The sequence below is a fragment of the Mesorhizobium sp. M7A.F.Ca.AU.001.01.1.1 genome (assembly GCF_004022735.1).
In the GTDB taxonomy this organism is placed as follows: Bacteria; Pseudomonadota; Alphaproteobacteria; order Rhizobiales; family Rhizobiaceae; genus Mesorhizobium; species Mesorhizobium ciceri.
In genome coordinates this window covers 1-5,085 of the sequence record NZ_RZPF01000498.1, presented here as the reverse complement: position 1 = coordinate 5,085, position 5,085 = coordinate 1, and the positions used below count along the sequence as shown (strand labels likewise).

Genomic DNA, 5,085 nt, shown 5'->3' with positions numbered 1-5,085 from the left:
GGTGTGGGCGACGGACGTCGCCTTCAAGCTGCCGACCGGCAAGGGACGGATCAAGTCGCTGATGACGCATGTCACCAACGTCGGCGTCATCACCACCTGCGGCGCGCCGACCTGGTGGAGCGTCGTCGTCGGCCAGCCGGGACGCAAGACCCTGCTGCGCGGCATGCGGGCGCTGTGCGCCACGCGCTGCCGGACGTTTTTCCTGGCGCACTATTTGATGGATGCCTCGACGCCGGCGACAAGGGCGGCGTTTCTGGCGAAGGTGCGAGGGAAGCTGGAAAGGTTTTGAGAGGGCGACTTTCCCTTCCTTCCCCCCCACAAAGGGGGAGGCGAGAAGGCACTACATCCTCGTCCGCTCCGATTTCGGATCGTACATCGGCTTCAGCGAGGCTTCCGCCGCAAAACGCTCGCCGGCGATTTCGATCTCATAGGACGACGCCAGCACATCCGCCTCGCTCTCGCCCTCGCAAGGCACATAGCCCAGCCCGACGGCGCCGCCGAGGTGATGGCCGTAATTGCCAGACGTTATCGGACCAACGATCTTACCGTCGCGCAGGATCGCCTCGTTATGGAAGAGCAGGGGTTCCGGATCCTTCAGCCGGAACTGTACGAGCCGGCGTGACAGGCCGGCTTCCTTCTTGCGCAGCACCGCGTCACGGCCGATGAAGTCGCCCTTGGCGGTCTTCACCGCGAAGCCGAGGCCGGCTTCCAGCACATTGTCCTCGTCGGTGATGTCATGGCCGAAATGCCGGAACGCTTTTTCGATGCGGCAGGAATCCAGCGTGTGCAGGCCGCAGAGTTTCAGGCCGACATCCACACCTGCCTCCTCGACCACCTCGAAGACATGGGCCGCCTGGTCGGTCGAGACATAGAGCTCCCAGCCGAGTTCGCCGACATAGGTGACGCGGTGGGCGCGAGCCAGGCCCATGCCGATTTCGATCTCCTGATACGTGCCGAACGGATTTTTCTCATTGGAGAAATCGTTCGGGCTGACCTTCTGGATCAGCTTTCTCGCGTCCGGGCCCATCAGGCAGAGCACGCTTTCGGCCGCCGTTACGTCGGTGACGACGACGAACTCGTCGGCGACGTGCTTGCGCAGCCAAGCCAGATCGCGCTGCAGCGTGGCGCCTGGGACGACGAGGAAGAACGCCGTCTCGGACAACCGCGAGACCGTCAGGTCACTCTCGATGCCGCCGCGCTGGTTGAGCATCTGGGTGTAGACGATCTTGCCCGGCGCGACATCCATGTCGTTGGCGCATAGTCTTTGCAGGAAAGCACAGGCGTCGCGGCCCTCGACACGGATCTTGCCGAACGAGGTCATGTCGAACAGGCCGACGCCATTCCTGACCGCAAGGTGTTCCTTGCGCTGATTGTCGAACCAGTTCTGGCGCTTCCAGGAATAGCGGTATTCGCGCTCCTGGCCCTCGCGGGCGAACCAGTTGGCGCGCTCCCAGCCGGCGACTTCGCCGAAGACAGCGCCGCGCGCCTTCAGATGCTCGTGCAGCGGCGAGCGCCTGACATTGCGCGACGTCGCCATCTGACGATAGGGGAAATGATCGGCATAGAGCAGACCAAGCGTTTCAGAGACGCGCTCCTTCAAATAGCGGCGGTTCTTCTGGAACGGCTGGGCGCGGCGGATGTCTACTTCCCACAGGTCGAAGGGGGCTTCGCCGTCATTGATCCACTGCGCCAGCGCCATGCCGGCGCCACCGGAGGAGACGATGCCGATCGAATTGTAGCCGGTCGCCATCCAGTAGCCGGACAGTTCCGGCGCCTCGCCGAGATAGTAGCGGTCGTCGGGCGTAAAACTCTCGGGACCATTGAAGAAGGTGTGGATGCCGGCGGTCGCCAGCATCGGCATGCGGTTGACGCCCATTTCGAGGATCGGCTCGAAATGCTCCATATCCTCCGGCAGTTGGTCGAAGCAGAAATCTTCACGGATGCCGTCCATGCCCCAGGGCTTTGCCACCGGCTCGAAAGCGCCCAGCATCATCTTGCCGGCGTCCTCCTTGTAGTAGGCACACTCGTCGGGCACACGCAGCACCGGCAGGCGGGTGAGGCCGGGGATCGGCTCGGTGACGAGGTAAAAATGCTCGCAGGCGTGCAGCGGGATGGTGACGCCGTTCTGCGCTCCCAGTTCGCGCGCCCACATGCCGGCGCAGTTGACGACGATGTCGGCCTCGATCGTGCCTTGCTCTTCGCCTTGTGTCCAGGACACGCCCGTGACGCGGCCGGCCTTGCTGTGGACCTTGGTGACCTTGACGTTCTCGACGATGGTCGCACCGCGCTGGCGCGCGCCCTTGGCCAGTGCCATGGCGATGTTGGCGGGGTCGCACTGGCCGTCGAGCGGCAGATGCACGGCGCCGACGACATCGGAAACATTGAGATGCGGGTACATCTCGCTGACTTCCCTGGGCGAAATCTCGCGCACGTCGACATCGAAGGCACGCGCCAGCGACGCTTGCCTGTAGATCTCGTGCTTGCGCTCCTCGGTCAGCGCCACGGTGATCGAACCGACCTGGCGCATGCCGGTGCCGACTTCGGTCTCTGCTTCCAGCTTGACGTAGAGGTCGGCGGAATATTTCGCCAGCCGCGTCATGTTCTGCGAACCGCGCAGCTGGCCGATCAGGCCGGCGGCATGCCATGTCGTGCCCGACGTCAGCTGCTTGCGTTCGAGAAGCACGATATCGGTCCAGCCGAGCTTGGCCAGGTGATAGGCGACCGAGCAGCCGGAAACGCCGCCGCCGATGATGACCGCTCTTGCTTTGGCGGGAACTGCCTTGGCGATCATGCTGCCTCGCAACGGTAGCTGGAAGCAAAGCGGCGCAGACGAAGTGCAGCTTCCTGCAGCACGGGTTCGGGCTGGCAGAGGCTGATGCGAATGTGGCCGGCGGCCGCCTCGCCGAAGCTGGAGCCGGGCATCACGCCAACCTTTTCCTTGTCGAGCAGGGCCCAGGCGAATTTCTCGTCGTCCGGCTCGACGGCCGAGATGTCGAGCATGACATACATGCCGCCCTCCGAACCGCGCACGGTGACATCGTTCATGCCCCGCACGGCGTCGAGCAAGACGGTGCGGCGTGCCGCGTAGCGTTCGGCGATCTCCTTGACGCCGTAACGGTTCTCCAGCGCCTCGGAACAAGCGATCGAGATGAAGGCCGGCAGGCCGTAGGTCGTCACCAGATTGAGATTGATCATGAGCGTGATCATCTGCTCCGGTCCCGTCAGCCAGCCCATGCGCCAACCGGTCATGCCGTGGCTCTTGGACATCGAATTGATGACCAGCGTGCGCTCGGCCATTCCTGGCAGCGAGCGCGGCGAGACGTGCTCGCCGCCGCCGAGCGTCCAGTAGACTTCGTCCGACAGCAGCCAGAGGTCGTGCTCCCGGCAGACTTCTGCCAACTGTTCCAGCCGCTCGCGCGAATAGACCGCACCGGTCGGATTGTTCGGCGTGTTGATCAGGATGGCGCGCGTGTTCGGCCGGATTGCCGCGCGGATCATGTCGGCTCGCGGCTGGAAGCCATCCTCGGCCGGTGTCTCGACGACGGTGAAATCAGCGCCAGCGGCGCTGAACGTGTTGGGATAGGTGGCATAATAGGGTGCCACGACGATGGCGTGATCGCCCTGGTCGAGCACGCCCTGCACGGCCGCGTAGAGTGCGGCCTGGCCGCCCGGCGTGGCGATCACCTGATCCGGCGATGTCTCGACGCCGGTGCAGGCGCTCGAGGCTGCGGCCATCGCCTTGCGCAGGCGCGGCAAGCCGGGAAGCGGGGTGTAGTGATGATTGCTGCCGCGAACCGCGGTCACACAGGCTTCAATGGTCTGCGAAGGCGTGTCGAAATCATGGTCGCCAACCGACAGCATGATGATGTCTTCGCCGGCCTCCTTGCGCGTCCAGGCGGCGAAATGGACTTCCCAGCCGTCCTTGCCCGAAGGCACGATGCCGGAAATGCGCGATGATGGTCTAGGCATGCAAAACTCCCGAAATTTCGTAGCCGGCCTGTTCGAGCCGGTCGCGCAGGGCGGCGATGTGCGGTGGTCCGACTTCGCAGCAGCCGCCAACGATGCTTGCGCCAGCCTCCACCCAGCCGATCGCCTGGTCTGCATAGGCATCCGGGCCAAGGTCGTGACGAGCGTGCAGCACATCGACGGTGCCGCCGTGCTTAAGTGCTTCGGTTGACGTGAAGCCATTGGCATATGCGCCGACCGGGCCGCCGAGGCCGATCAGTTCAGGCAAAGCCGCGGCGATTGCTTCCGGCCGGCAGCAATTGACCAGCCGCGCTGCGACTGCCAGGCCGTCGAGCGCGCTTGCCGCGGTGGCAATGGCTTCGCCGCTGCGCAGCCGCGGCTTGCCGTGGTCAGCCAGCGTCCACGATACCCATACCGGCTTGCCGCTTTCCGATGCAGCGGTCACCGCTGCGCGGGCTTCGTCCGCCGACGCCATGGTTTCACACAGGAACAGGTCGACGCCATCGGCCTGCTCGGCAACGATGCGGCGGTAAATCTCGAGCGTCTCCTCGAAGGAAATGGTCAGTGCCGGTGCATAGCTGCCGAAAAGCGGCGACAGGCAACCGGCGATGGCTGCATCGCCGGCCTCGTCGCGGGCCTGCCTGGCCAATTCGATGCCGCGCTTCTGCAATGGCTTGAATAGGTCTTCCGCACCTTCGCGCGCCAGGCGTTCGGGTGTCGCAGAATAGGTGTTGATGGTGATGACACGTGCGCCGGCACGGATGAATTCCGCGTGCAGGTCGCGCACCAGATCCGGTTCGTCGATCAGCACCCTGGCCGACCATAGCGGCGTCGGCTCGGATTGGCTGCGGCGGACCAGTTCCTGGCCCATGCCGCCATCGGTGAGGATGATTTTCTTCATGCGCGCAGCCTTTCGTTCTTCGGATCCCACAGCGGTTCATCCTTCTGCACGATTGCCTGAAAGCGGTCACCGAAGATTTCGACCTCGACTGATGTACCTGGTTTGGCCAGGTCGGCGCGCAGCATGCCGAGCGCGATCGACTTGTCGATGCGATGGCCCCAGCCGCCGGACGTCGTCTCGCCGACGATCTTGCCGTCATGCCAGAGTGTAGAAACCTG

General features: G+C 64.2%; 4 protein-coding genes and 1 pseudogene. 1 reads left to right on the top strand and 4 read right to left on the bottom strand.

Translation table 11 applies throughout. The features are described 5' to 3' along the window. Positions 1-289, top strand: a pseudogene (locus EN884_RS25380) (flavodoxin family protein); the annotation flags it as partial. Positions 290-340: 51 nt separating this feature from the next. Here EN884_RS25380 and EN884_RS25375 read toward each other — a convergent pair. The 4 genes from EN884_RS25375 to EN884_RS25360 form a co-directional block, all read right to left on the bottom strand. Next, entirely contained in the window at positions 341-2,791 is a 2,451-nt protein-coding gene (locus EN884_RS25375) for an FAD-dependent oxidoreductase (protein WP_013531133.1), read from the bottom strand. Then, positions 2,788-3,969 carry a pyridoxal phosphate-dependent aminotransferase gene (locus EN884_RS25370; protein WP_013531134.1) on the bottom strand — a complete coding sequence of 394 codons (1,182 nt, stop codon included), beginning with the start codon at positions 3,967-3,969 and terminating at the stop codon, positions 2,788-2,790. The genes EN884_RS25375 and EN884_RS25370 overlap by 4 nt, the downstream gene beginning before the upstream one ends. After that, on the bottom strand, positions 3,962-4,867 hold the full coding sequence (locus EN884_RS25365) for a homocysteine S-methyltransferase family protein (RefSeq protein ID WP_013531135.1): 906 nt from the start codon (positions 4,865-4,867) through the stop codon (positions 3,962-3,964). Before EN884_RS25365 ends, EN884_RS25370 begins: the two co-directional genes overlap by 8 nt. Beyond that, positions 4,864-5,085: glycine cleavage T C-terminal barrel domain-containing protein (locus EN884_RS25360; RefSeq protein WP_164895146.1), on the bottom strand; the 222-nt coding region annotated here is incomplete at its 5' end. The genes EN884_RS25365 and EN884_RS25360, both read right to left, overlap by 4 nt.

Coding starts and splice junctions, on each gene's coding strand:
- EN884_RS25375 (WP_013531133.1), bottom strand. CDS start 2,791: ATGATCGCCAAGGCAGTTCCCGCCAAAGCAAGAGCGGTCATCATCGGC.
- EN884_RS25370 (WP_013531134.1), bottom strand. CDS start 3,969: ATGCCTAGACCATCATCGCGCATTTCCGGCATCGTGCCTTCGGGCAAG.
- EN884_RS25365 (WP_013531135.1), bottom strand. CDS start 4,867: ATGAAGAAAATCATCCTCACCGATGGCGGCATGGGCCAGGAACTGGTC.